The sequence below is a fragment of the Catenulispora sp. MAP12-49 genome, from assembly GCF_041262705.1.
GTDB lineage: Bacteria > Actinomycetota > Actinomycetes > Streptomycetales > Catenulisporaceae > Catenulispora.
Genome location: NZ_JBGCCP010000010.1, coordinates 75,424 through 101,562, shown reverse-complemented (window position 1 = coordinate 101,562; position 26,139 = coordinate 75,424). Strand labels below are relative to the sequence as shown.

General features: G+C 72.0%; 21 protein-coding genes. 12 read left to right on the top strand and 9 right to left on the bottom strand.

Annotated elements, in window-relative coordinates; all coding sequences use genetic code 11:
- The 6 genes from ABIA35_RS20065 (at position 1) to ABIA35_RS20040 (ending at position 6,174) form a co-directional block, all read left to right on the top strand.
- Complete coding sequence (locus ABIA35_RS20065) at positions 1–789, top strand: type III pantothenate kinase (RefSeq protein ID WP_370335817.1); 789 nt, start codon at positions 1–3, stop codon at positions 787–789.
- A 99-nt stretch (positions 790–888) separates the two neighbouring features.
- A complete protein-coding gene (locus ABIA35_RS20060) occupies positions 889–1,929 on the top strand; it encodes a hypothetical protein (RefSeq protein ID WP_370358870.1) in 1,041 nt (346 codons plus the stop codon).
- Positions 1,930–2,021: 92 nt separating this feature from the next.
- Positions 2,022–3,542 carry a bifunctional lysylphosphatidylglycerol synthetase/lysine--tRNA ligase LysX gene (gene lysX / locus ABIA35_RS20055; protein WP_370335813.1) on the top strand — a complete coding sequence of 507 codons (1,521 nt, stop codon included), beginning with the start codon at positions 2,022–2,024 and terminating at the stop codon, positions 3,540–3,542.
- A gap of 326 nt (positions 3,543–3,868) precedes the next feature.
- Positions 3,869–5,221, top strand: coding sequence for a globin domain-containing protein (locus tag ABIA35_RS20050; protein ID WP_370335811.1), 1,353 nt, complete (start codon positions 3,869–3,871; stop codon positions 5,219–5,221).
- Positions 5,218–5,736 (top strand): amino-acid N-acetyltransferase, encoded by a 519-nt coding sequence (locus tag ABIA35_RS20045; RefSeq protein ID WP_370335809.1) that lies wholly within the window; start codon positions 5,218–5,220, stop codon positions 5,734–5,736. The genes ABIA35_RS20050 and ABIA35_RS20045 overlap by 4 nt, the downstream gene beginning before the upstream one ends.
- A gap of 99 nt (positions 5,737–5,835) precedes the next feature.
- Positions 5,836–6,174, top strand: coding sequence for an Lsr2 family protein (locus tag ABIA35_RS20040; RefSeq protein WP_370335807.1), 339 nt, complete (start codon positions 5,836–5,838; stop codon positions 6,172–6,174).
- 90 nt (positions 6,175–6,264) lie between these two features.
- Here ABIA35_RS20040 and ABIA35_RS20035 read toward each other — a convergent pair whose 3' ends face one another.
- Positions 6,265–6,846: a hypothetical protein gene (locus ABIA35_RS20035; protein WP_370358869.1), complete on the bottom strand. Its 582-nt coding sequence runs from the start codon at positions 6,844–6,846 to the stop codon at positions 6,265–6,267.
- 361 nt (positions 6,847–7,207) lie between these two features.
- Between ABIA35_RS20035 and ABIA35_RS20030 the strand changes: the two genes are divergently transcribed.
- Positions 7,208–9,763, top strand: coding sequence for an ATP-dependent Clp protease ATP-binding subunit (locus ABIA35_RS20030; RefSeq protein WP_370335803.1), 2,556 nt, complete (start codon positions 7,208–7,210; stop codon positions 9,761–9,763).
- Positions 9,764–10,017: 254 nt separating this feature from the next.
- Here the strand turns inward: ABIA35_RS20030 and ABIA35_RS20025 are convergent, their stop codons facing one another.
- The gene (locus ABIA35_RS20025) at positions 10,018–10,911 is read right to left on the bottom strand and encodes a chaplin (protein ID WP_370358868.1); all 894 of its coding nucleotides are present in this window, start codon (positions 10,909–10,911) and stop codon (positions 10,018–10,020) included.
- A 163-nt stretch (positions 10,912–11,074) separates the two neighbouring features.
- Positions 11,075–11,674: a YbhB/YbcL family Raf kinase inhibitor-like protein gene (locus tag ABIA35_RS20020; protein WP_370335799.1), complete on the bottom strand. Its 600-nt coding sequence runs from the start codon at positions 11,672–11,674 to the stop codon at positions 11,075–11,077.
- Here ABIA35_RS20020 and ABIA35_RS20015 point away from each other — a divergent pair.
- Positions 11,673–12,617, top strand: coding sequence for a helix-turn-helix transcriptional regulator (locus ABIA35_RS20015; RefSeq protein WP_370335797.1), 945 nt, complete (start codon positions 11,673–11,675; stop codon positions 12,615–12,617). The genes ABIA35_RS20020 and ABIA35_RS20015 overlap by 2 nt on opposite strands.
- A 24-nt stretch (positions 12,618–12,641) precedes the next feature.
- On the opposite strand, the gene ABIA35_RS20010 is transcribed toward ABIA35_RS20015, so the two are convergent.
- Together ABIA35_RS20010 and ABIA35_RS20005 are read right to left on the bottom strand one after the other, a co-directional pair.
- Positions 12,642–13,214, bottom strand: a complete 573-nt coding sequence (locus ABIA35_RS20010) for a DinB family protein (RefSeq protein WP_370358867.1) — start codon at positions 13,212–13,214, stop codon at positions 12,642–12,644.
- Positions 13,215–13,318: 104 nt separating this feature from the next.
- Positions 13,319–14,251: an A/G-specific adenine glycosylase gene (locus ABIA35_RS20005; RefSeq protein WP_370335792.1), complete on the bottom strand. Its 933-nt coding sequence runs from the start codon at positions 14,249–14,251 to the stop codon at positions 13,319–13,321.
- Between the two features lie 143 nt (positions 14,252–14,394).
- On the opposite strand from ABIA35_RS20005, the gene ABIA35_RS20000 reads away from it, so the two are divergent.
- Both ABIA35_RS20000 and ABIA35_RS19995 read left to right on the top strand, forming a co-directional pair.
- On the top strand, positions 14,395–15,108 hold the full coding sequence (locus tag ABIA35_RS20000; RefSeq protein ID WP_370358866.1) for a hypothetical protein: 714 nt from the start codon (positions 14,395–14,397) through the stop codon (positions 15,106–15,108).
- Positions 15,109–15,228: 120 nt separating this feature from the next.
- Complete coding sequence (locus ABIA35_RS19995; RefSeq protein WP_370358865.1) at positions 15,229–16,032, top strand: alpha/beta fold hydrolase; 804 nt, start codon at positions 15,229–15,231, stop codon at positions 16,030–16,032.
- A gap of 68 nt (positions 16,033–16,100) precedes the next feature.
- On the opposite strand, the gene disA is transcribed toward ABIA35_RS19995, so the two are convergent.
- Positions 16,101–17,198, bottom strand: a complete 1,098-nt coding sequence (disA, locus tag ABIA35_RS19990) for a DNA integrity scanning diadenylate cyclase DisA (RefSeq protein ID WP_370336476.1) — start codon at positions 17,196–17,198, stop codon at positions 16,101–16,103.
- Between the two features lie 105 nt (positions 17,199–17,303).
- On the bottom strand, positions 17,304–18,710 hold the full coding sequence (gene radA, locus ABIA35_RS19985; RefSeq protein WP_370335785.1) for a DNA repair protein RadA: 1,407 nt from the start codon (positions 18,708–18,710) through the stop codon (positions 17,304–17,306).
- 193 nt (positions 18,711–18,903) lie between these two features.
- Here radA and ABIA35_RS19980 point away from each other — a divergent pair, with 193 nt between their 5' ends.
- Positions 18,904–20,205: a sigma factor gene (locus ABIA35_RS19980; RefSeq protein ID WP_370358864.1), complete on the top strand. Its 1,302-nt coding sequence runs from the start codon at positions 18,904–18,906 to the stop codon at positions 20,203–20,205.
- 171 nt (positions 20,206–20,376) lie between these two features.
- A complete protein-coding gene (locus ABIA35_RS19975; RefSeq protein ID WP_370358863.1) occupies positions 20,377–23,568 on the top strand; it encodes a hypothetical protein in 3,192 nt (1,063 codons plus the stop codon).
- A gap of 196 nt (positions 23,569–23,764) precedes the next feature.
- Here the strand turns inward: ABIA35_RS19975 and ABIA35_RS19970 are convergent, their stop codons facing one another.
- On the bottom strand, positions 23,765–25,285 hold the full coding sequence (locus ABIA35_RS19970) for a sialidase family protein (protein ID WP_370358862.1): 1,521 nt from the start codon (positions 25,283–25,285) through the stop codon (positions 23,765–23,767).
- Positions 25,286–25,394: 109 nt separating this feature from the next.
- Positions 25,395–26,138: a hypothetical protein gene (locus tag ABIA35_RS19965; protein ID WP_370358861.1), complete on the bottom strand. Its 744-nt coding sequence runs from the start codon at positions 26,136–26,138 to the stop codon at positions 25,395–25,397.
- Between the last annotated feature and the right edge of the window lies 1 nt (position 26,139).

The following is a 26,139-nucleotide window of genomic DNA, read 5'->3' as shown; positions in this document are numbered from 1 at the left end:
GTGCTTCTGACCATCGACGTCGGCAACACCCAGACCGTCTACGGGCTCTTCGAGGGCGAGGAGATCGTCGACCACTGGCGGGTGGCCACGGACCCGCGCCGGACCTCCGACGAGCTCTCGGTGATGACGCAGGGCCTGCTGAACCAGCACTCGACGGCCGGCAAGCCCGGCGGCCTGTCGGGGCTGTCGATCTGCTCCACGGTGCCCTCGGTGCTGCACGAGATGCGGGACATGAGCCGGCGGCACTACGGAGACGTGCCGACGGTCCTGGTGGAGCCGGGGGTGAAGACCGGGGTGCCGATCCTGGTCGACAACCCCAAGGAGGTCGGCGCGGACCGGATCATGAACGCGCTCGCCGCGCACTACCTGTACGACGGCCCGGTGATCGTGGTCGACTTCGGGACGGCGACATCCTTCGACGCGGTGTCGGCCAAGGGCGAGTTCCTCGGCGGCGCGATAGCCCCCGGGATCGAGATATCGGTCGAGGCGCTCGGGATGCGCGGGGCGCAGCTGCGCAAGATCGAGCTGACGAAGCCGCGGAGCATCATCGGGAAGAACACCGTCGAGTGCATGCAGTCGGGAATCCTCTATGGGTTCGCGGGGCAGGTCGACGGAGTGGTCCACCGCATGGCCGAGGAGATGGCCGAGGACCCGGACGACGTGACCGTGGTCGCGACCGGCGGGCTCGCGGCGCTGGTGCTGGACGAGTCCGAGGTGGTGGACGTGCACGAGCCGTGGCTGACGCTGGTCGGGTTGCGCTTGGTGTACGAACGGAACAGCGCGAGCTGATTCCCTATAGCGGAGCACACTCTCTATAGCGGAACAGCCCACGGCGGCCGAGCGGAAAATCGCTCGGCCGCTGTTCTGTGTGCGTGGTTGCATGACCCGATGGAGAACGCGGAGATCCTCAAAACGGCCTCGACTCTGCTCGGCACCGAGGTGACCGATCCCGTCGATCTCGGTGGGAGCGGCCGGAGCACCGTGCTGCGGGCCCGGATCGCCGGCGGCGGCACGGTGATCCTGAAAGCGCACAAGGAGCAAGCCGGCTATGCGGCCGAGTCCAATGGCCTCCGGCTCACCGATCTGGGACCGCGGCTGCTGGCGGCCGATCCGGAGCACCGGCTGATCGCGATGGAGGATCTGGGGGACGCCCCGAACCTCGCCGACCTGCTGCTCGGCGGCGACGAGAAGCGGGCGCGCGAGGCGCTCATCGAGTGGGCCGTCACCTACGGGCGGCTCGCCGTGCGGACGGTAGGCCGCGAGGGCGAGCTCGAGCAGGCGCCCGGCCTGTGGGTCACCGAGGACATGGCGAAGGTGCCGGATCTTCTCGGCACGCTGGACATCGCGGTACCGCCGGGGCTGGACGTCGATCTCGAAGCGGTGTCGGCCCTGGACCACGACCGGTTCCGGGTCTTCTCCCCGGGCGACATCTGTCCCGACAACAATCTGCTGACCGCCGAAGGGCTGCGGCCCATCGACTTCGAAAGCGCGGGGTTCCACTCCGTCTTCCTGGACGCGTCCTACAGCCGGATGCCGTTCGGGAGCTGTTGGTGCGTGTTCCGGTTGCCCAAGAGCTTCTCGATGGAAGCGGAGCGGGCTTATCGGGGCGAGGTGGTGAAGGTGTATCCGGAATTGGCCGATGATCGGATCTGGCGGCCCGGGGTACGGCTGGCGTCGGTCGCCTATGTGGTCGGAATGACGCAGTGGCTGATGCCCGGTGCCCTGGAGGAAGACCGGCCCATGAATCGGAGCCGCAATCCGATCGCCAGTGCGCGGCAGGTGTTGCGCTACCGCTGGGAGGTCACCGCCACCGCCCTGGAGCGTGCGGGGGAGCTGCCGGCGATGGCGGCCGTCTTCCGGGCGCTGCTGGCCCACACCGCGCACTGGAGCACCGCGGACCTGCCCGCCTATCCGGCGTTCGGCGGCTGAGCCGGGCCCGCGCCCCCGGCGCCGGCCCCGATTCAGCCCGCCACGTGGTATTCGGTTGCGACCCCTTGAAGTCGGCCAAGTAGCCTTGACCCATGACCGAAACCACCCCGCCTCCGGCGCAGCCCGAGTCCGACCTTCCCGAGCAGATCCGCATCCGCCGGGAGAAGCTGGACAAACTGCGCGAGCGCGGCGTGGATCCGTACCCGGTCGGGTACCCGCGGACCGCGACCATCGGGGAGCTGCGCGCGGAGTACAGCGACCTGGAGCCGGACACCGCCACCGGGCAGCGCGCCGGGATCGCGGGGCGCGTCGTGCTCTCCCGGACCGGCGGCAAGCTCTGCTTCGCCACGCTGCGCGAGGGCGAGTTCGAGATCCAGGCGATGTTCTCCCTGGACCGGCTCGGGGCCGAGTCGCTCGACGAGTGGAAGGGCGACGTCGACCTCGGGGACCTGGTCGGCGTCACCGGTGAGATCATCACATCGCGGCGCGGCGAGCTGTCCATCATGGTGGAGAGCTGGGCCATCACCTCCAAGTGCCTGCGGCCGCTGCCGGACAAGCACAAGGGGCTGACCGACCCCGAGGCGCGCGTGCGCCAGCGCTACGTCGACCTGATCGTGAACCCCGACGCGCGGCGGATGCTCTTCACCCGCTCGGACCTGGTGCGCTCGCTGCGCTCCAGCCTCGCGCAGCGCGGCTACACCGAGGTCGAGACGCCGATGCTGCAGCCGATCCACGGCGGCGCCAACGCCCGGCCGTTCGAGACCCACATCAACGCCTACGACATGAAGCTCTACATGCGCATCGCGCCGGAGCTCTACCTCAAGCGGCTGCTGGTCGGCGGCATCGAGAAGGTCTTCGAGATCAACCGCAACTTCCGCAACGAGGGCGCGGACTCCACGCACAGCCCCGAGTTCACCATGCTGGAGGCCTACGAGGTCTACGGCGACTACGACGTCATGCAGAAGCTGACGCAGCAGGTGATCCAGGAGGGCGCCGAGGCGATCTTCGGATCCCAGGTGGCCCGGCGGCTCAACGCCGAGGGCGAGGTCGAGGAGTTCGACATCAGCGGCGACTGGAAGTCGGTCACCGTCAATGACGCGATCTCCGCGGCGCTCGGCGAGGAGATCTCGGCCGACACCGAGATCGGCGCCCTGAAGAAGCTGTGCGACGCCGCGCAGATCCCCTACGCCCCGGGCTGGACCCGCGGCCAGGTGGTGCTGGAGATGTACGAGCACCTGGTCGAGGACAAGACCGTGCTGCCGACGTTCTACCGGGACTTCCCGAAGGACGTCTCGCCGCTGACCCGGGCGCACCGCGCCGACTCGCGGCTGGCCGAGCGCTGGGACCTGGTCGGCTGGGGCGCGGAGATCGGCACCGGCTACTCCGAGCTGATCGACCCGGTGGACCAGCGCGAGCGGTTCACCGAGCAGTCGCTGCTGGCGGCCGGGGGCGACCCGGACGCGATGCAGCTGGACGAGGACTTCCTGCGGGCCCTGGAGTACGCGATGCCGCCGGCCGGCGGCATCGGGGCCGGCATCGACCGGATTCTGATGGCGCTCACCGGGCGGCTGATCCGGGAGACCATCCTGTTCCCGTTCGTTAAGCCCGCGTAGGTACTCTGGCGGGACCGACTATCACCTCGTTTCAGTTCGAGGGGGAAGCGACACGATGATGGGCAATCTGGGCCTTTATGTACCGTCCTTCGTAGTGGCGGTAGCGTTCATCTACGTCATCAGGCTCATTGTCGTGTCGCAGAACCCTCAGAAGCGGGCCGCGGCGCGGGCGCGTGAGTTGGAAGCCGAGCGGAATGACCCTCGTTTCAGTTCGGGTCCGGCTATAAAGTCAGTGCCGCGAAGCGGCTCCTCAACGGGCGGTGGTGGGTGACGGGTTGGGGGGATCAGAGTCGGGCGCCGCTTAGCGTCCTGTTAATGTCGTGCGCGTGACGGAAGCTCTGGCTGTGGACGGCGAATCCCTCAACGACGATCTGCTGGCCGGTCGCGCGCAAGCACTGGCGTTGGTGCGGCAAGGGTTCGCCGCCGTCAGTGCCCGGCCGGAAGTTTTTACCAATTCTTTGTACGAGGACTTCTTCACCTCGAATCCTCGATACCGCAAGTACTTCGCGGCCGGCGACGAGAAGCGCCGCGACGAGCGGACTCTGGAGGCGGCCGGCCGGGTCATCGCCGGCCTGGACCGGCCCGGCGCGCTGTTGCCTTTGTTGCGCAGGCTCGCGCTGGAGTACCGCAAGTACGGCGTCCGTGAGCCGCATTACCGGGCCTTCGCCGGCTCGGTGATGACGGCTTTGGAACGCACCATAGGCGAGGCCTGGACTTATGAGGCCGCGGTCGCCTGGGTCGACGAGCTGACGATGGTCGCCTCGGCGATGCTCGGGATCGCCGCCGAGGCCGACGCGCAGGGGCCGGCGTACTGGGAGGCCGAGGTCGTCGAGATCGACCGGATGGCCGAGGACGTGGTCCGCCTGCGGGTCCGCACCGCTTTCCCGTACCCGTACCGCGCCGGCCAGTACACCGCGATCGAGCTCGGCCGGCTGCCCTGGGTCTGGCGGGACTTCTCCTTCGCCGCGGCGCCCGAGACCGATGCCGCCGACCCGGAGCACTCGGTCCTGGAGTTCCACGTCCAGCGCACCGCCGACGGCCGGCTGAGCAACGTCGTGCACGACGAGCTGGAGGTCGGCGACCGCATCCGGATCGCGGCCCCGGCCGGCGAGCTGGCCTTCCCGGCCGGCGCCTCGCGGCTGATCGCGGTCGGGCACGGCACCGGCCTGGCCCCCATCGCCGCGCTGCTGGAGGACGCCGCCGCGGCCGGGGACGACCGTCCGGTGCACATCGTGGTCGGTGCCTCCCTCAACGCCGCCAAGCCCGCCAAGAAGGCCGCCGCGAAGAAGGCCGCCAAGAGCACCGCTGCGAAGGCGGACTCGGCCGCTGCCCAGACCCAGAAGACCCAGAAGACCCAGAAGGCCGCCAAGACCGCGAAGGCCGCCGCGGCCGCCGGGGGCGAGGGCCCGGACGGCGACGCCGCCGAGGCCTCCTACCTGGCCGCGCGCCTGGTCGAGCTGGCCGCCGCGCACGGCAACGCGGTCGTGGTGCACCTCGGGGCCGCCGAGGAATTGCCCCAGCATCTGGACGAGTACGTCAAGCGGCTCGCGGACGGCGGGACACTGTCCGGGTGGGGCGGCGTGGCCGTCGGCTCGACCGGCACGGTCCAGGCCTGCCTCGGCGTCCTGGCCGCCGCCGGGGCCGACCCCGCCGACGTGAGAAGCGATCTGTTCGGATGACGACCTCCCTGTCCGCCGCCGATATCACGGTGCGCCGGGCCCGTACCGACGATGTCGGCGCGATCCGTGAACTGCTCGGGCGTTACAAAGGCATCCTGTTGGACAAGCCGGACGTCACGCTTTTCGAGGACATCCAGGAGTTCTGGGTGGCCGAACACGACGGCGACGGCCGGGTGGTCGGATGCGGCGCCCTGCACGTGATCTGGCTGGATCTCGCAGAAGTGCGCACGCTGGCCGTGGACCCGGAATGCCGGGGTATGGGAGTCGGCGCGCGAATCCTTGACAAACTCGTCCGTACCGCCGCGCGGATCGGTGTTCGCCGGCTGTTCTGCCTGACGTTCGAAGTGGACTTCTTCGCCGCCCACGGATTCTCCGAGATCAGCGGGGTCCCGGTCCCGCCGCAGATCGAAGCCGAACTGTCGAAGTCGCCGGACGGCGGGGTCGCGGAGTTCCTGGACTTGGAGCAGGTCAAACCCAACACTCTGGGCAATACGCGCATGCTGCGGATCTTGTAGGACCTCACCGCGGCAACCGCCGGGGATTTGATTTCACCACCGGAATGCGCTTTGCTGACTGGAGGTATATCCCAGAACTGGAGAAAGGCGGGCCGCCCGATGGCCAAGCGCACCATTGAGGTGTTCCACGACGACCTCGACGGCTCCGAGGGTGCGAGCACTGTGAAGTTCGGCCTCGACGGGAAGTCCTACGAGATCGACCTGTCCGAGGCGCATGAGAAGGAATTGCGCAAGGCGCTGGAGAAGTACGTCGCCGCCGCGACGCAGGTGACGGCGCAGTCCGCCGCGGCCTCCGGCCGCCGGAAGTACGGCACCGGCCCGGTCCGCCGCGACACCAAGCACATCCGTGAATGGCTGCGTAACGTCGAGGGCGTGGAAATCAGCGACCGCGGGCGTATTCCGACCGACCTGATGAATCGCTACAACGCCGCCCACTAATAACTCCCCGACGTGGCCGCACCGCATCCGCGGCGACGTCACGGGAGGTGCCCGCCGCAGGCCGGGCCCGGGTGGGCAGCCGGGTCGGGCTCAGCGCGCGGCGGCCACCGCCAGCCGGTGGCAGGCCGCGGCCAGGGTGGCCAGCAGGGCGATCAGCTCCGGGGCCTCGGGCAACCCCGGGGTCGGGTAGGAGGGGCGGCGCGGGACGTGCTCGACCGCCGGCGCGCCGCCGCTGTTTCCGGTGCTGCCGGTGTTTGCGCTGTTTCCGGTGCTTCCGGTGCTTCCGGTGCTGTTGACGCCGCCGACCTGGTCGGTGGCGTCAGTGCTGTCCGGGTTGTCGGTGCCGTCCGGGGCGTGCGTGCTGTCCGGGATCAGAGGGCCGGGCGTGCCCGGGCGCTGCATCGGAACGGTGGCGGGGTGCAGCCAGCGCACCGGGGGATCGGCGAGGTCGGCACCGGCCACCGCGGTCAGGTCCAGCCGGACCCCGCCCCAGTCCAGCCATTCCAGCAGTTCCGGCAGGTCCTCGGCGCCTCCGTCGGCGACGTAGAACAGCACCCGGCCGGCGGCGGACAGCGCGACCGGTCCCGGCGCGACCGCCGGCTGGCCGTATCCCAGCAGCCTGGCCAGCGCCTCGCGCCCCGCGGCTTCCGGTACGGAGACCACGTCCGGCATCTGGATCGACCTCCCCGTTCGCTCTTGGCGTACACCCTATTCGGGTCTGGGGCCCCGGTACCGGGAACACCACGTCAGAGGCGGCGAGTTGGACCAACGGAAGGCCCTGGGAGGTGTGACCGCCCCGAAGACAGCGGGGAAGTCGCCCCACCTGCCAGGGACTGCGGGACTAGCATCGGTTGCGAGCCCGCCTGCCACCACAGGCGGGAACACTGGTTTGGCACCGCACGGAACTAGCAACACACCAGGGCAAGCGCACGATCTGTACTTGTTTCGAAGACGGCATCGGCTACGGCATCGGCTTCGAAGGCGGTATCTCGATCAAAACGTCGGCCCGCGACGCTCCGGGGAGCGATGAGGAATGTTCGAACGGTTCACCGACCGCGCACGGCGCGTCGTCGTCCTGGCCCAAGAAGAGGCCAGGATGCTCAACCACAACTACATCGGGACCGAGCACATCCTCCTCGGCCTCATCCACGAGGGTGAGGGTGTGGCGGCCAAGGCCCTGGAGAGCCTCGGCATCTCGTTGGAAGCGGTCCGCCAGCAGGTGGAGGAGATCATCGGCCAGGGCCAGCAGGCCCCGTCCGGGCACATCCCCTTCACCCCGCGGGCCAAGAAGGTCCTGGAGCTCTCGCTGCGCGAGGCGCTGCAGCTGGGCCACAACTACATCGGCACCGAGCACATCCTGCTCGGCCTGATCCGCGAGGGCGAGGGTGTCGCGGCGCAGGTTCTGGTCAAGCTGGGCGCGGACCTGAACCGGGTGCGCCAGCAGGTCATCCAGCTGCTGTCCGGCTACTCCGGCGGCGGCAAGGAGGCCGCGGCCGCCGGCGGTCCTGCCGAGGGCACGCCGTCCACCTCGCTGGTGCTGGACCAGTTCGGCCGCAACCTGACCCAGGCGGCCCGCGAGGGCAAGCTCGACCCGGTCATCGGGCGCGAGAAGGAGATCGAGCGGGTCATGCAGGTGCTGTCCCGCCGCACCAAGAACAACCCGGTCCTGATCGGCGAGCCGGGCGTGGGCAAGACCGCCGTCGTGGAGGGCCTGGCCCAGGCGATCGTCAAGGGCGAGGTGCCCGAGACGCTCAAGGACAAGCACCTGTACACCCTGGACCTCGGCGCCCTGGTGGCCGGCTCGCGCTACCGCGGCGACTTCGAGGAGCGCCTGAAGAAGGTGCTCAAGGAGATCCGGACCCGCGGTGACATCGTCCTGTTCATCGACGAGCTGCACACCCTGGTCGGCGCGGGCGCGGCGGAGGGTGCCATCGACGCGGCCTCGATCCTGAAGCCCATGCTGGCCCGGGGCGAGCTGCAGACCATCGGCGCCACCACGCTGGACGAGTACCGCAAGTACGTCGAGAAGGACGCCGCCCTGGAGCGCCGCTTCCAGCCGATCCAGGTGGCCGAGCCCTCGGTGGCGCACACCATCGAGATCCTCAAGGGCCTGCGCGACCGCTACGAGGCGCACCACCGGGTGTCCATCACCGACGGCGCGCTGGTGGCCGCGGCCACGCTGGCCGAGCGCTACATCTCCGACCGCTTCCTGCCGGACAAGGCCATCGACCTGATCGACGAGGCCGGCTCCCGGATGCGCATCCGCCGCATGACCGCGCCGCCGGACCTGCGCGAGTTCGACGACAAGATCGCGAACGTGCGCAAGGAGAAGGAGTCCGCGATCGACGCGCAGGACTTCGAGAAGGCCGCCGCGCTGCGCGACCAGGAGAAGCAGCTCCAGGGTGCCAAGGCGCGCCGGGAGAAGGAGTGGAAGCAGGGCGACCTGGACGTCGTGGCCGAGGTCGACGAGGAGCTGATCGCCGAGGTCCTGGCGACCGCCACGGGCATCCCGGTCTTCAAGCTCACCGAGGAGGAGACCTCCCGCCTGCTGCGCATGGAGGACGAGCTGCACAAGCGCGTCATCGGCCAGAACCAGGCGATCAAGGGCCTGTCCCAGGCGATCCGGCGCACCCGCGCCGGTCTGAAGGACCCCAAGCGCCCCGGCGGCTCGTTCATCTTCGCCGGCCCCTCCGGCGTCGGTAAGACCGAGCTGGCCAAGGCCCTGGCGGAGTTCCTGTTCGGCGACGAGGACGCGCTGATCCAGCTGGACATGTCCGAGTTCTCCGAGAAGCACACCGTCTCGCGGCTGTTCGGCTCCCCGCCCGGATACGTCGGCTACGAGGAGGGCGGCCAGCTCACCGAGAAGGTGCGCCGCAAGCCGTTCTCGGTGGTCCTGTTCGACGAGGTCGAGAAGGCGCACCCGGACATCTTCAACTCGCTGCTGCAGATCCTGGAGGACGGCCGCCTGACCGACTCCCAGGGCCGGGTCGTGGACTTCAAGAACACGGTGATCATCATGACCACCAACCTGGGCACCCGCGACATCAGCAAGGGCTTCGGCCTGGGCTTCGCCGCCTCCGGGGACACCAAGGCCCCGTACGAGCGGATGAAGGCCAAGGTCAACGACGAGCTGAAGCAGCACTTCCGCCCGGAGTTCCTGAACCGCGTCGACGACACGGTGGTCTTCCCGCAGCTGAGCCAGGACGACATCGTCGCGATCGTCGACCTGATGATGAGCAAGGTCGACGGCCGCCTGAAGGACAAGGACATGGGCATCGTCCTGACCCGCAAGGCCAAGGAGCTCATCGCCACCCTCGGCTACGACCCGGTTCTGGGCGCCCGGCCGCTGCGCCGCGCGATCCAGCGCCACATCGAGGACCCGCTGTCGGAGAAGATCCTGTTCGGCGAGATCCGTCCCGGCCAGCTGATCACGGTGGACGAGAACACCGAGACCGGCGCGGTCGAGTCCGACCAGCGGTTCACCTTCAAGGCGGGCCCGAAGGAGGACGTGCCGGAGGACGCCTCGGTGCTGGAGTCCGGAACGCTGCCGCCGGCGGCGCCGGAGGCCACACCGCCGGTCAGCGCCTGATGGAGCGCCTGATGTAGCAGGACGGAGCGGCCGCCCATCCCGGGAACGGGGTGGGCGGCCGCTTTTCGGCGCGAAGACAACGGCCGCCCACCCCGTACGCGGGTGAGCGGCCGTCGTCATGTCCAGTGTCCTGACCACGGGCCCGTTCCGGAATGACGTCTGCTCCGGCTGGGGGCGTCCCCGTGGTTGCGCTGCTGGACGCGGTGGAACGGGCGGCCGACGCTCACGGCCGCCGAAGGGTCAGGTCGGGCGGTTCAGGCCGCCGGAGGGGCCGACATGGCCGGGGCGGGGGTGTCCATCGAGGGCGCGGGGATCTGCGCGGACGGGGGCATGCTGTCGTCGTTCGAGGGCGGGGCGGTGTCGGAGCCGGCCGGCGACCAGGTGTTGTCCGAGCCGGGGGGCGGGCACTGCCCCGGGGGCGGCGGCGGGCAGGGGTTCACCGGCGGCGGGCACGTGGTCACCGGCGGGGGCTGCGGGCACGGGGCGCCGGGCGGGCACTCGGACGGCGGCGGGCCCATCACCTGCGGCGGGCCGGTCACCGGCGGGGGCGCCATCACCGGCGGGGCCATCTCGGGGCCGCCGTTCACGCAGTGGTTGTCCTTGGCCCCGGTGTCGAAGCCGAGCACCGAGACCGCGTCGCCGCAGGCCTGCACCGGCGCGTCGGCGGCCACCTGCAGCACGTTGCCGGACACCAGCCCGGGGGAGTCGGCCGCCGCGCCCTTGGCCAGCGCGTGCGTGCCCTCGTCCACACAGTCGTTGTCGTCGGCCTGGACGTCGGCGGCCGCCGCGCCGGCGGCCAGCCCGCAGGCCTGGACCGGGACATCGGCCGCGACCGAGCCGACGTTGCCGGAGATCGCCCCGGGGCTGTCGGCGGCCGCGCCCTCGGCCTTCGCCGTGGCGTCGTCGGTCACACAGTCGTTGTCGCGGCTGCCCACCATCCCGGCGGCGGCGTCCGCGGCGTCCCCGCAGACCTGGATCGGGACGTCGGCGGGGACCTGCGCCACGTTGCCGGAGACCGCGCCGGGGCTGTCCGCGGCGGCCCCGCGCGTGGTCGCCGAGTCCTGCGCGGCCGCGGTGCCGGCGTAGCCCATGACCAGCGTGCCGGTCGCGGCCGACAGCAGCAGGCCCTTCCTTACAAAGGCGTGCATGGATGTACCTCAGATGTCGTCGAATTCGAGGAGCCGAAGGTCGGCTCTCGGGTCTCAACGACACTTTCGGAACTCCGGTAACGGACATCCGGCCGATAGACGGCCGAATGTCCACCATCCGGCAGATACCGCTGATTTTTGTTACGCGATCCCGCTATTACCGCTACTGCTGTGCGTTCACGACCATCTGCGCGACCCCGATCGTGTGCTGGCCCAGAACGAATCCCGAATAGGCCGTACTCGTCCCGGCGCTCGGCAGTCCGATGCTCGCCGTGTCTAGGGCCAGCACCCGGATCGCGTAGTGGTGCACGACGTCGCCGGCCGGCGGGCAGGGCCCGTCGAAGAACGCGTCGCCGAAGTCGTTCTGTCCGACCACGGTCCCGGCCGGCGGCGCGGCCTGGCCCCCGAACGTCGTCGCGGTCGCCGGGATGTCCCAGGCGCGCCAGTGCGAGAACCCGCTGCCGGTCGGAGCCTGCGGGTCGAACATCTCCACGGCGAAGCTCTTGGTCCCGGTCGGCGCGCCGGACCAGTGCACCCGGGGCGCGGTCGTGTACCCGGTGCAGACCTCGGAGGCGGGGAAGACGCCGCCGTCGGCCAGGTCGGGGGAGCTGACATGGAAGTGCGCGGCGTCCTTCGGGATGCCGCTGCGGACCGGGCTGTAGCCGAACCGGTCGTGGACGGCGGCGTACGCGGTGGCCGCTCCGGCGGCGAACATGGCGGCGGACGCAACCCCGGCGACGGCGATCTTCGTCTTCTTCATCATGGGTCAAGAGTTTCGAGTCCACGGGGAATCACAGGAAGAGTCTTCGAAACCTGGTATTCCGCGTACCACCCGGCAAAGCACGCTCGGGGAGTTCCTCACCGCCATGCGCGGCCGCCTCGCTCCGGAGGACGTGGGCCTGCGCAGCGTAGGCCGCCGCCGCACGCCGGGCCTGCGCCGGCAGGAGGTGGCCGAGCTGGCCGCGGTCAGCATCGACTGGTACATCAGGCTGGAGCAGGGGCGCGTCGGCGCCCCGGGCTCGGCGGTCCTGGACGCCCTGGCCGAGGCGCTGCGTCTGTCCCCGGTCGAGCGCGAGTACCTGCACCTGACGGCCCGGGGCGAGGCGCCCCCGCGGCCGCTGCCCGACCGGCGCGCCGGCGTGACCGCCTCGCTGCGCGCGATCCTGGACGGCATGCCGATGCTGCCGGCGTACGTGCTCGACCACAGCTTCGACATCCTGGCGTACAACGCGGCGGCGACCGCCATGTTCGGCGACGGCTTCGGCCACGGCACCGCCTCGAACGCGGCGCTGATGCTGTTCCTGGAACCCGGCACCCGCAAGAGTCAGCTGTCCTGGGCGCAGATCGCCCGCGAGACGGTCGGGGCGCTGCGGGCCAACGCCGCGAAGTACCCCGAGGACCCGCGCCTGCACGCGGTGATCGCCCGCCTGCGCGGCGGCCACCGCGACTTCGCCGGCTGGTGGGACGACCACACCGTCGGCGAGCGCAGCAGCGGGGTCAAGCGCGTGGCGCACCCGACCGCGGGGGTGCTGGCGGTGGGGTACGACATGCTGACCGCGCCCGACGCCTCCGAGCAGCGGCTGGTGGTGGTGACGCCGGCCGACGCCGAGACCGAGCAGCGGCTGCGGGCTCTGGTGACCGCCCACTCGCGGCGGGTCGCTCGCGAGGCGGCGGGGATGGGGGAGGCCGCGGTCTTGGCCGGGTGAGGGGGCGCCGGGTGAGGGGGCGGCCTAGAACTCTGGAGCAGCCTTCGCGGCCGCCTCGATCCGCGCGTGCAGCGCCTCCCGCGCCGCGACGTCGACCGGTTCCTCGTACGCGGCCGCGTATCCGGTGCGGCCGTCGATCTGCTCGCGCATGATGTCGGCGTGCCCGGCGTGCCGCGCGGTGTCGTCGAGCAGGTGGACCACGATGGCGAACAGCTCGGTCTCCGGCGGCGTCCACCACGGCACGTGTCCGGGGGCGTCGGCCGGCAGTTCGCTGATCGTCGCGTCCGCGTGCGCGCAGACCCGCCGGTAGCGGCCGACGATCTCCGCGCGGGTCTCGTCCCGGGCCGCCCACATCTCGCTGCCGTCGGAGTCCTGCCATCGCGGCAGCGGCTCGGGGAAGGGCCGCCCGAAGACCTCGCCGAAGTACCGGGACTCCCACAGCGCGAGGTGCTTGACCAGGCCCAGCAGGTTGGTGCCGGTCGCGGTCATCGGGCGGCGGACGTCGTACTCGGACAGGCCGTCGAGCTTCCAGACCAGCGCCTCGCGGGCGCCCTTCAGACGCCGGTGGACGAGATCCTTCGCGGTTTCAGCGGTCATGAAGCACGAGCCTGACAGCCGGGCCGCGGCGAGCTCAACGCATATTCACATTCCTCAATGCCCGCCCTCAATGCCCGCCCTCAATGCCCGCGCCAGTGCCCGCCTCAATGCGCCAGCGCGAACATCTCCCCCTCCATCTCCGCGACCAGCCCGTCGCTCACCAGGCTGGCCAGTGCCCGCTCCCGCTGCACGACGTCCCGCGTCCAGGCCGCCTCCAGCTCCTCGCGCGGCACCGGGCCGTGGGTGTCGCGCAGCACCGCGAGCAGCCGGCCGCGGGCCTGGCGGTCCGTGCCCTCATACGTCTGGCCGCGGCGCGGAGGGCCCACGTAGGCGGGCTTGCCGTCGGCGACCCACCGGCAGAGCTCGGCGACCGGGCAGACGCCGCAGCGGGGCGCGCGGGCCGTGCACACCACGGCCCCCAGCTCCATGCTCGCGGCGGCCCACTCGGCGGCGTCGGGCGCGGCCTCGGGCAGCAGGGCGGTGGCGACGCGGCGGTCGGCCGGGGTGGTCGCCGCGGCCGGGAACTCCGTGCCGGTCACCACGCGGGCCAGGACGCGGCGCACGTTCGTGTCGAGCACGATGTGCCGCTTCTGATACGCGAACGAGGCGATGGCGCCCGCTGTGTACTCGCCGACGCCCGGCAGCGACCACAAGTCCTCGTAGGTGTCCGGCACCACGCCGTCGAAGGCCTCTTCGACGGCCGTGGCGGCCGCGTGGAGCCGTTGTGCGCGCCGGGGGTACCCCAGGCGCCCCCAGGCCCGCACGGCCTCGCCCACGGGCTCCGCGGCCAGCGCCGCCGGAGTCGGCCAGCGGGCGAGCCAGGCCTCGTAGACCGGCAGCACGCGGGAGACCGGGGTCTGCTGGAGCATGAACTCGCTGACCATCACTGCCCACGCCGAGGCGTCCGGGCGGCGCCAGGGGAGATCGCGGGCCTCGGCCCGGAACCAGTCGACGACCCGTTCGACCAGTTCGGCGCCGTGTTCGAAGCCTGTGAGGTCGGTGGGACCGGGGCCGGGCCCGGTCGATCTTTGCGCCATCTGACGATCGTACGGCGAGGCGTGCGGCAGACGGCGGCACCGGCCCCGTAGAGTGACCCCTCGTGGGTTCGCTTCGAAATCCCGTCGGATCTCTCGCGCCCGCCGTCTATTGGCGGCGGCGCGTTTTGGTTGTGCTGGCCGGCGTGGCGGCATTGGCGCTGGTCCTCTACGCGTGTTCGGGTTCGGGCTCGAAGAAGAACCAACCCGTCGGCTCCGGCAAGAGCAGCGGCCCGGTCGCGTCGTCGTCCTCGACGCTGACCGCCGGGGGCGGTTCCTCGTCGTCGGCGGCCACCGGCGGGGCGTCCGGCGGCGCTCCGTCGTCGAGGGCGGGCGGGCCCACCGGCGGCGCCAGCGGCTCGGCCTCGGTGCCGGGCGGGGTGAACGGCGGCGTGGTCGGCACGACCGGCGGGCCCTCCGGCTCCGCCCCGGGCGGCACCACCGGCAGCGGTCCGGGCTGCCAGCTCAGCCTGAGCCTGACCTCCCAGGAGGCGGCCTACGCCAACGGGGTCGACCCGCAGTTCACGGTCGCCGTGGTCAACAAGGGCACCTCCGACTGCGATGTCGACGTGAGCCCGAAGTCGCTGGTCCTGAACGTCTACTCCGGCCTGGACCACGTCTGGTCCTCGGCGGACTGCGCGACCGGCGGCAAGGACCTGCGGGGCATCGCCCCCGGCGCGGTCCAGACCGTCACCTACACCTGGAACCGCACCCGGTCGTCCCAGGGCTGCGCCCCGGGCAGCAGCGCCGCGGGGCTCGGCACCTACTACGGCGTGGTGATCCTGGGCTCCGGCAGCGGTCCGAACGCGCCGTCCGCGCAGAGCCAGCCGAAGACCTTCCAGCTGAAGACCGGCAGCTGAACCGACGGCTGAACCGACGGCTCGCCGAGCAGAGACCGGCGAGCCGTGTCGAGAATGGGAAGCCGGCTCCGACCACCTGATGGAAGCACCCCAGGGCCCACCTCAGGAAGGCTGATCGCCATGACCGACCACATCACGTCCAAGGACGGCAGCACCCTCGCGGTCGACTCGCTCGGCAGCGGGCCCGTCGTGGTCCTCGTCGGCGGCGCCTTCAACGACCGCAGCACGGTCGCCGGGCTCGCGATGGAACTGGCTCCGCGCTTCACCGCCGTCACCTACGACCGCCGCGGCCGGGGCGCGAGCACCGACGCGGTGCGCGAGGCCGGCGGCGGCTTCGACGTCGGCGCCGAGATCGACGATCTCGCGGCGGTCATCGAGCACGTCGGCGGGCACGCGCACCTGTTCGGCCACTCCTCCGGCGCGATCATGGTCCTGGAGGGCGCGATGCGCGGCCTGCCGGCGGACTCCGTCGCGATCTACGAGTCGCCCTACCGCGCCGACCCGGAGCTGCCGCACCCGCCGTCCGACCTGCTGGACCGGCTCACCGCCATGGCCGACGAGGGCGACCGGGACGGCGCGGCGAGCCTGTTCCTCACCGAGGCCATCGGCCTGCCGCCGGAGATCGTCTCGGGCATGAAGCACGGACCGACCTGGGCCTTCTTCCTCGACAAGGCTCCGACGCTGCCGTACGACGTGGCGCTGTCCCGGCCGTGGGAGTTCGTCGACCGGGACCGGCTGGCCGCGCTGGAGGTGCCGGTGCTGGCCGTCCACGGCGACAAGTCCGCCCCCGGTCTGATGGCCGGCGCGAAGGTGGTCGCCGACTCGGTGCCCGGCGCGCGGCTGGTGGTGCTGCCCGGCGAGGACCACGGCGTGCTGCAGCGCCCCGAGGCGCTGGCGCCGACGCTGGTCGAGTTCTTCGGCTGAGTCGCCGGTCCTGCCGCGCGACGGCAGTCCTTCTGCGGGACGCCAGTCCTTCCGCGCGGCGGCAGACCTCAGACGTACCGTTCGAGGATCGAGGACTCCGCCAGCCGCGAGAGCCCCTCGCGCACCGACCGGGCCCGGGTCTCCCCGACGCCCTCGACCCGCTGCAGGTCGTCGATGGACGCCGCGAGCAGCTTCTGCAGGCCGCCGAAGTGCTCCACCAGCCGGTCGATGACCGCGCCGGGCAGCCGCGGCACCTTGGCCAGCAGCCGGTAGCCGCGCGGGGAGACCGCCGACTCCAGGACCTCGACGCCGCCGCCGAAGCCCATCGCCCTGGCCACCTGCAGCAGATCCAGCAGCTGGGTGCGGTCCAGGCCGCCGAGGTCGTCGGAGACGTCGGCGACGGTGCGCGCCTTCTTGCCGGTGCGCTCGGGCAGGTAGTCGCGGGCGATCAGGTCGCGGTCCGGGTCCACGCCGGCCATCAGCTCGTCCAGCTGCAGCGAGAGCAGCCGGCCGTCCACGCCGAGCTGGACCACGTAGCCGGCCACCTCGTCGGCGATGCGGGTCACCATCTCCAGGCGCTGCGCCACCGCGGCCACGTCGCGGACGGTCACCAGGTCCTCGATCTCCAGCGCCGACAGCGTGCCGGTGACCTCGTCCAGCCGCAGCTTGTAGCGCTCCAGGGTGGCCAGCGCCTGGTTCGCCTTGGAAAGGATCGCGCCGGAGTCCTCCAGCACCACGCGCTGGCCGCGCAGGTACAGGGCGATGATGCGCATCGACTGGGAAACCGAGAGCACCGGGAAGCCGGTCTGCTTGGCGACGCGGTCGGCGGTGCGGTGCCGGGTGCCGGTCTCCTCGGTCGGGATCGCCGCGTCCGGGACCAGCTGCACGCCGGCGCGCACGATGCGGCTGCCGTCGCTGGAGACGACCACGGCGCCGTCCATCTTGCACAGCTCGCGCAGCCGCTGCGGGGAGAACTCGACGTCGAGCACGAAGCCGCCGGTGGACATCTCGTCCACGAGCTTGTCGAAGCCGAAGACCACCAGGCCGCCGGTGTTGCCGCGCAGGATGCGCTCCAAGCCGTCGCGCAGCACGGTGCCCGGCGCGACGTTGGTCAGGATCGCCGACAGGGCGGCGCGTTCGGAGACCTCACCTGTCACTGTGCGAATCCCATCCTGCTCTCGTTGTTGCCGCCCCGGGTGCCCGGGCCCCGCCTGCCGCGCGTCCCCGGATCTCCGCGAGCGCGGGAAGCAAACGGCCGTGGTGACTCAACCTTACCGGCGCGAGCCCGTCGCCACGGCGTGAAGCGCTGCCCGGACGTCGCCCACTTCGACGATCGACAAGCCCGCAAGGTTCCCGCCGTATTCCTTGCCGTCCGGATCCGGCGGGACCAGCGCGGTCTTGAAGCCCAGCCGCGCTGCCTCGGTGAGCCGGCGGCGCACCCCGGTCACCGGCCGGACCTCGCCGGCCAGTCCGACCTCGCCGATGGCCACCACGCCCTCGCCGACCGGCTCGTTCACCGTGGCCGAGGCCAGTGCCAGCAGCGTGGCCAGGTCCGCGGCCGGCTCGGTGAGCCGCACGCCGCCCACGGTCGCGCTGTAGATCTCCGAGGTGGCCAGCCCGCCGATGCCGCCGCGCTGCTGGAGCACCGCCAGGATCATCGCCACCCGGTTGGTGTCCAGGCCCGAGGAGGCCCGGCGCGGGGTCGGCGCGCTGGACTTGGTGACCAGCGCCTGCACCTCGGCCACCAGCGGCCGGCGGCCCTCCAGGGTGACGGTGACGCAGGTGCCCGGGACCGGGACCGGCCGGCGGGACAGGAACAGGCCCGAGGGGTCGGACAGGCCGCGGATGCCGGTGTCGTGCATCTCGAAGCAGCCGATCTCATCGCTGGCGCCATAGCGGTTCTTCACGGCGCGGATCAGGCGCAGCGAGGAGGCGCGGTCGCCCTCGAACTGCAGGACCACGTCGACCAGGTGCTCCAGGATGCGCGGGCCGGCGATGCTGCCGTCCTTGGTGACGTGCCCGACCAGCACGCACGCCATGTTGCGCTCCTTGGCGTCCCGGATCAGCGAGGCGGCCACCTCGCGGACCTGGGTCACGCCGCCGGGGGTGCCGTCCACCGCCGCCGAGGCGATGGTCTGCACCGAGTCCACGATCACCAGCCGCGGCCGCACCGCCTCGATCTGGCCGAGCACCGAGCCCAGGTCGGTCTCGGCGGCCAGGAACAGGTTGGGGTGCAGGGCCTTGATCCGGTCGGCGCGCAGCCGGACCTGGGCCGCCGACTCCTCGCCGGTGACCACCAGGGTGGTGGCGCCCGAGCCGGCGTAGGAGGCCGCGGCCTCCAGCAGCAGGGTGGACTTGCCGATGCCCGGCTCGCCGGCCAGCAGGACCACGGCGCCCGGCACGATCCCGCCGCCCAGGACCCGGTCCAGCTCGCCGACCCCGGTCGGGACCGCGGCGGCGTCGTCCACCGCGACCTCGCCGATCGGGCGGGCCTTCTGGGCCGGCATGGTGGCCACGGTCTTGGGCGCGGACTTGGCGGCGCCGCGTTCCTCAACGCTGCCCCAGGTCTGGCACTCGCCGCAGCGGCCGACCCATTTCGCGTACTGTGTGCCGCACTCGGTGCACTGGTACGAGGCCGCCGAGTCGGCCTTCCGGGCGCGGGAGTTGGCGGTCGGCATGAGGCCACCGTAGCGGTCGGCACCGACACGGATTCCGCAGCCGCGGGTCCGGCCGCGGCGGCGTCTCGCGCACACGCGCGGCGCTATTGGGCAGAACGTTTCGGTATAAACAGGGTGATTTCGACGACAACCTCTGGTCGAATGCCCTGATCCACTGGCTAGTTGTCGCTCGAATGGCTTAACGTCTGGGGCCGTGACAGACCGGGAAATGGTGACGGCGCTGCGCGCGGGGGATCAGCTCGCGATCGGGCAGATCTATGACACCTACGGCGCGCGCTTGTATGCATATTGTTACGACCTGCTCGCCGATCACGAGCTGGCCGCCGATGCGCTGCGCGACGCGTTCATCGTCGCCAACAACCGGATCCGCGAACTCGCCAACCCCGACGAGCTCGGCGCCTGGCTCTACGCGCTGAGCCGCAACGAGGCGCTGCGCCTGGGGGTCTCCGACGACATCCCCGCCGACGCCGCGCAGGGCACCCGCAACGACCGGTTCGCCCGGGCCGCGCTGGACGTCTACGCGATGCTGCCGCCGGAGAGCCGGGAGATCCTCGACCTGGCCTTCCGGCACCGCATGGTGGACGGCGACCTGGCACTGGTCATGGACATGTCCGAGGAGCAGATCGGGCAGGTCGTCCAGGACGCCCAGGAGGACCTGGAGAACGGCCTGACCGCGGTGCTGGCCAACCGGGTCGGCGACCCGCGCTGCGCGGAGATCGCCGAGCTCGGCAAGCGCTTCGACCGGCTGGACGGCAAGGGCGTGGAGCCCTGGCTGGAGGCGGTCTCCCGGCACGTGAAGGCCGACCAGGCCTGCGCGGACCACATCGAGAACCGGCGTCCGCTGCGGCTGTTCGAGGAACTGCCGCACGCGTTCGTGCCGCCGGGCGTCCGCGCCCGGGTGCTGGACACCCTGCGCGACCCGGCCGGCGCGGCCTTCTGCCAGCGCATCGCCACCCGGGCCGGCGCCTTCGACGAGTCCGGGTTCCCCACCGCCGGCGGCAAGTCCGGCGTGGGCGGCGCCCGCAAGCTGCTGCCGATAGCCGGTATAGCCCTGGTGGTGCTGGCGGTCGGCGGTGTCGCGGTGGCGATGGTCGGCGGCGGGGGCAGCAAGGGCGCGCCGGCCGGGACCGGGGCCTCGACCTCGGTGTCGTCCTCGGCGGGCGGCACGGACAGCAACAGCGCCACGGCCACGGACGGGACCACGGCGCCCGCGCCGCCGCAGTCCACGGACTCCGCGACGGGTTCGGCCACGGACACCGGCGCGGTGCCGACCGGCGGCGGGCAGGACACCGGGTCGACGCACCACACGACGGCGACCACCCGGCGCACGACGGCGACGACCTCGCACACCACGTCCTCGCCGAGCAAGAAGCCGACGACGGCGGAGAGCACGACCACCCCGCCGCCTCCGCCGAGCACGTCGGTGGGAATACCCAGCAACACCACGTCGACGAGCGATTCGCAGCCGCCGACGAGCAGCACCAGCTCCAGCTGATCCGCCCCGCGCGCGCCACGGCGCGCGCGGCCGGGCGTGCGCCCAGTGCGTGTCGCCCGGTCGAGTGACGCCGGTGTTTGGTCACGGGCCGAGCCGCAGAACCCCTCGAAGGGGGCAACCTGCGCCGATTATCCCGATCAGCCCACCGACGCATGTCTAACGTCGGCTGGTGTGAAAGACCACGACTCGAACGCCACGGATCCCCTGGATCCCGCGGACCCGGTGAACCGGGACAGCGTCTCCGACAGCTGGGGGCGTGCGGCGGCCTATGACGCCTACGCGGACGGTCTGCACACCTACGCCCTCGGCGGCCTGCGCCACCACGAGGCCGCGGCCTCGGCGGTGTACTGCGCCTTCGTCGCCGCCGACCACCACGTGGCGCACCTCGGGGACGCCGAGATGCTGCGGCCGTGGCTGTACGCGATCACGCGGCACTACTGCCGGGCCGGGAAGCTGCCGCGGCTGCGCCTGACGGGGTCGGCGTCATCGGCGTCGGCGGCATCGTTATCGGCACCGTCATCGACATGGGCATCGGCATCTGCGTCGGCGGCGGCGGGCTCGGGATCCGCCCCGGCACCGGCCAGGGCCCTGGCGTCGGCACCGGCGCCCAAGGACGCGGCGATGGCCGAGCTGGAGCGCACCCTGCTGTCGGCGGAGCTGGCCTCGCTGGACTGGCCGGACACCGACGGCCTGAGCGCGTCGCACCGCGAGGTGCTGGAGCTCTCGGTGCGCCACGGGATGGAGAGCCGCGCGGTCGGGATGATGCTGGGCAAGCCGGCGGCCGAGTCGTTCGAGGTCCTGTCGCAGGCCTGGCACGAGCTGGAGCGCTCGCTGGCGGCCCTGGCACTGCTGCGCACCTCGCGCTCGCACTGTCCCGACCTGGCCGCGCTGGCCCAGGGCTGGTCGGGCCGGCTGACCGCGCAGCGCCGCGAGCCGCTGGTCGCGCACGTCGACGTCTGCTCCCGCTGCCAGTACCACCTGCACAAGGTGCTCGGGGCACCGCAGGCCCCGTCGATCCTGCCGCACGTCCCGGCGCCGAAGGAGCTGCGCGAGCGGGTCCTGGGCGACCTGCTGGACAGCACTCCGGAGAAGGCGGCGCACAAGGCCGCGATCGCCACCCGGCTGGCACGCTTCGACGCCTTCGGCTTCCCGGCGATAGCGACGCCGCGGCCGCCGTCGGCGCGTCCGCAGCACCCGCCCCGCACCGCCGCCCCGATGCCCGCCGAGCGCCGCCAGCGGCGCCTGGGAGCCCTGCTGGCCGGCCGTGTGTCCTCGGCCGCCGCGGAGGCGGTCGCCGGCGACGTGGCGACGGCTCCAGAGCGATTACGCACCCCGGCGCACGCGTCCCCCGACGCGAAGACGCCGGCGAACAGGATGGACGAGGGAAGTGGTCTCGATGCTGCGGCTGTGAACGCCGGGAGCGAGCGGCGCCGCCGGCTCCGCCGGGCGTCGGCGGAGCCGGACGATGGCCCGATCGCGCCGCGCCGGGGACTGGCCGCCGCTGCCGGGACGCCGCAGCGGGGTGGTGCGGCGACCGGGAACGATCGGGGTGCCGAGTTCGGGGCCGAGCGGGCCGCGGGGTTCGGGGCGGGGCGCGCGGGGTTCGGGACGGAGCAGGGCGGGCCGGCCGAGTTGGGCGAGCCTGCCGAGGGTTGGGTCTTGGGGGAGATGTACAGCAGCGCCGGCGCCGGGGATGTGTCCGGGCAGCGATTTGCGGGCGGTGAGTATGAGTTCGGCGCCGAGGGCCTGCCGCAGCGGCGGTCCGCGAGCGAGAGGTTCGCGGGCCGCGAGGTCGGCGAAAGCCCGGCCGGCACTGCGCTCCCCAAGCCCGAGCGCGCTCCCGACGCCGGTCCTTCGACCGAGATCCTCGCCGCCCTGCGCGCCGAAGACCTCGTCGCGTCCTTCGGCCCGGCCCGCGACTCCTCCGTCGAGGACACGCTGATCACCGCCCGCACCCAGCGTGAGCCCGGCGTCTTCGACGACGTCCGGCCCGTGCGCCCGGTCCCCACGAGGTCGCGCGGCCCGGTGCCGCGCAACTCCGTGGCGGCGGCTGTCGAGGGCCGGCGGCGGGGGATCGAGGCCGTGCGGCGCGGTGCCGCCCCGGTCGGCGACGCGTACGAGGCCGCCGCGAGCGTCGCGGCGTCGGTGGCGGCCGGCGATCCGGCCGGGGCGCAGGTGCCGCCGATCGCGCCGGTGGGGGTCATGCCGACCGCCGTCATGCCGCTGGGCATGATGCCCGGCGGGCGGGCGGCGCACGACGCCACCCGCGTCTTCACCCGGCCCGTCGCCGGCGGGCCGGACACGCGCAGGCGCAACCGGCCGGGCGTCAAGTCCGCGCTGGCCAGTTCCGCCGTGCTCAGCGGGGTCGGGGCGGCCGGGGTGACGGCCTTCGTGTTCTTCGTACCGTCCACGCCGGCCGGCAACAAGACCCTGTTCACGCCCCCGGATCCCGGCGGCAACACCTCGCAGACGCCGGACTACCCGCGTCCCAGCTCCAGCCCGGACGCCGGGCCCGCCCTGCCGGTGGCCGGCAGTGCGCGCTCCAGCGGGCTGCCCGGCGGGGACAGCGTGGCCGCGCAGGTGGTCGCGGCGGTGCTGCCGACGACGCCCGCGTCCTCGGCGCCCAGCGTCGGCAGCAGCCTGCCCTTCAACGGCCCGGTGGACCCGCTGCCGTCGCAGTCCTCCGGACCCTCGCAGGACCCGAGCGGGGACACGCAGCTGCACATCAGCGTGTCGCAGCGCTCGAACAACCCCGGCGACGTGGACGTGACCCTCTGGAACTCCGGCACCGCGCCGATCAGCTGGACGGCGTCCCCCGACGCCCCCTGGCTCACCCTGAGTGCCACCTCCGGCATGCTCGCCGGCGGCGCCCAGACGTCGATCCACATCCTGGTGGACTCCTCGGACGCGCCGCGCGGCCCGTGGACCGCCCACGTGAGCTTCGACCCCAGCGGCCAGATGGTCTCGATCTCCGGCGGTGGCGGCTCCGGCGGCGGCCCGACCGGTCCGACCAGCCCCGGCGGCCCGACCAGCCCGAGCGGCAGCTCGCCGTCGGGCGGTTCCAGCACGCCGTCCACGCCCTCGAGCAGCACGCCCTCGGGCACGCCGACCAGCCCGGTCAGCAGCCCGAGCACGCCCCACAGCTCGGCGCCCTCCAGCCAGAGCGCGAGCGGCCCGAGCGGCCCGACCAGTCCGGGCAGACCGCCCTCGTCGAGCAGCAGCAGCGCCCCCTCGCGCGGCCCGAGCTCGCCGAGCGGCCCGGGTTCCTCGAGCGGTTCGGGCTCCTCCAGCGGCCCGTCGTCGCCGACGGGCACCGGCTCCGGACCGTCTTCGCAGCCCTCGCATCGCAAGCCGCACCACTGATCGCGGCCCACAGCGGCCCACAGCGGCCCACAGCGGCCCATAGCGGCCCATAGCGGCCCATAGCGGCCCACAGACGCTCCGGCCCCCGCCGCGCCGGAGCCCGGAAGGCGCTCGACGTGTCCCAGCCCGTCGGGCGCCTTCCCTTTGCCTGCTTACGGATGGCCTGCTTCCGATTGCCTGTTTACCGAATTCGCGCCTACCGGTTCATCACCCGCGCCGCGTGCGAGGACAACGGGGTGTGCGCCGCCGGGGTCCCGCCATTCCCGCCGACCGCCGAGAACGGCCCGACGAACACCCCGCTGTACACATCAGTGGCGTGCTGCGGCGCGTTCAGCGAAGCCACGAACACGTTCTGCTCCCCGAGCGGCCCGGCCGGCGTCATGCCCTCGTAGTCGCCGAGCATGTACCCGCCTGCGTTCGGCGCCAGCAGCCAGTCGAACGCCGGCGTCAGCTGCCGTTCGGTCGCGCGCCGCGGGTCGCCGAACGGCAGCACCTTCAGGAACCGCGCGGTCGGCAGCGTCGTGGTGTCGCCGGCCGGCAGGTAGCGCAGGTCGTAGTACGACACGCTCACCGTGCCCAGCGCGTCCACGGAGACCACCGGCGTGAACGCCGGCACGCCCGGCTTGCTCACCAGCTGCGGCGCCGTCCACGTCCGGCCGCCGTCCCCGGACGACACCAGCTCGGCCTGGTCGTACTTCCCGCCGCTGAAGTCCGAGCCCTCGTACGTCAGCCAGATCCGGCCGGTCACCGGGTTCACCGCGACGGCCTCCAGGCCGCCGCCGGCGCGCAGCGCCTTGGTCGGATCGTTCGGGTCGACCTCGGCCACCGAGGAGTCCGGCGTCACCGGGGTCGGGGCGGACCACGTCGCGCCCTCGTCGGTGGACGTCACCATCGAGTACGTCGAGCTGATCGGGGTGTCGGCGTTGGCGTCGGTGTACTCGATGAGGTTGAAGAAGTCGTAGAGCGTGCCGTTCGGGGCCTCGGCCACGATGTTGCCGATGGTCTGGGTGAACGGCGCGACCGCCGCGGTGTCGACCAGTGTCGCGGGCTTGGACCACGTCTTGCCGTGGTCGCGGGTCACCGAGATCAGCGCGGGGCCGGTGAAGCCGTTGTCGGACGTGTCCAGCCGGTCCCACACCTGATAGGCGACGCCGGGATGCAACTGGTCCGCGGTCACGGAGTTCTTGTCGTCGCCCAGATTCGGGTCGTCGTCGGCGATGATCGGCTGCGCGTACTTCCAGGTCGCCCCGCCGTCGAAGGACGTCGCCCCGCCGACTCCCGAGCGCGGCGTGTTCTCGTCGAACTGCAGCGCGCTGCTGTAGGCGACGCCGTCCGGGCCGAAGCTCACCCACAGGTCGGAGATCCGGTGGTAGTCGTTGGCGCCGGAGCACTGGCCGAACGGCAGCGTGCCGACCGTGTAGTGGGTGCCGTCGGAGGTCCAGGCGTAGTCCCCGGCGTGGGCGCCGCCGTCGCTCCAGCGGTCCTGCTGCCAGGTGACGATCGCGCGGCGCGGCCGGCGCGGGTCGACCGCGACGAACGGCTCGGTGGTGGTGTTCGGATACACGGTCCCGGTGGCCGCGCCGGCCGTGCAGCCCGCCACCGGGTTCGTCGCGGAGACCCGTTGGACCGGACCGGCGCCGGCACTGGCGCCGGCATCGGCACTGGCACTGGCACTGGCAAAGGATGCGGAGGCGGCCAGGGCGGTCAGAAGCACCATGACAGAACGCATACTGGGCAAACTAGGGTTCTCAATGGCGTGTGGCAATAGTCTGATTCGTGGAGAATCAGCGAAGAGAACCCCGGATCAGGCCGGAATCAGGCCGGAATCAGGCTGGATCGGCCGGATGCGGCGCGACCAGCACCCGCGCGGCGTCCCGTGCCTCGCACAGGCCGACCAGCACCTCGTAGGCCTTCTCGCCCATCATCTCGGTCAGCTCCGGGCCGTAGGACACGTAGACCGGCTCGCGGCCGACGTGGGCCTCGGTGGCCCCGGTGCACCACCAGTTCAGGTCGTGTCCGCCGCCGCCCCAGCCGCGCCGGTCGTACTCGCCGATCGAGACCACCAGGATCTCGGTTCCGTCCGGGCGCTCCACGCGGTCGTAGGAGCGGCGGACCGGCAGCTGCCAGCACACGTCCGGCTTGGTGGTCAGCGGGTGCACGTCCTCGCGCAGGGCCAGCGCGTGCAGCGAGCAGCCCTCGCCGCCGGCGAACCCGGGCCGGTTCAGGAAGATGCAGGCGCCCTCGACGACGCGGGTCTGCTTGTCCCCGTCCTCATCCTTCTGAGTGATTCCGAGCTCCAGGCCGACCGACCGGAACTGCCAGGTCTCGTCCGTGAGCCGCTCGGCGGCCTTCTCGACCCGCTTCCGGTCGGCTTTGTCCGAATAGTGCGCACCCAGGGTGCAGCAGCCGTCGGAGGCCCGGCCGGGCCGGATGCCCCCACAGCCGGCACCCCAGATACAGGTCCAGCGCGAGCACAGCCAGGTCAGATCGGCCCGGTAGAGCTGGGCGGCGTTGTCGGGGTCGGTGAACTCCACCCATTCACGGGGGAAGTCGAGCGGTACTTCAGGCACC